General features: G+C 53.6%; 1 protein-coding gene. It reads right to left on the reverse strand.

Features of this window, described 5'->3' with window-relative positions:
- Window positions 1-384, reverse strand: a 384-nt coding sequence (locus CWC14_RS18985) for an efflux RND transporter permease subunit (protein ID WP_171036915.1), incomplete at both ends; no start/stop codon positions are given.

Below are 384 nucleotides of genomic sequence, written 5' to 3' on the forward strand. Positions count from 1 at the left end.
CAACCTTGCTTTGTACGCCGGGGTAGTTCTTCAATAAGGCTGGCAGATACTCATCACGGATCTCTCGGGCAATGGTGAAAGGTTCAGCTTGATTGGGGTCTACCGCAGCCCAGACGTTAACCGTGCGCTTGGCGTTTTCGCGACGGATGCGGTTAACACCGTCGACCAGCGTCACCTCAGCTACTTCTGCCAGCGGCACTTCTGCGCCAGCAGGCGTGATAATGCGCACATCATTGATTTCACTGATGGAAGTTCGCTGTTCAATGGGGTAGCGGATCATCACTTTTAACTCTTCGCCATCGCGAAGAATGCGCTGCGCCTCTAAACCATAACAGCTAAAGTTCACCTGCGACGCAACATCGGCCAAGGTCAGCCCTAAGCTGT

It is taken from the genome of Pseudoalteromonas sp. S3260 (assembly GCF_005886925.1).
In the GTDB taxonomy this organism is placed as follows: domain Bacteria; phylum Pseudomonadota; class Gammaproteobacteria; order Enterobacterales; family Alteromonadaceae; genus Pseudoalteromonas; species Pseudoalteromonas tetraodonis.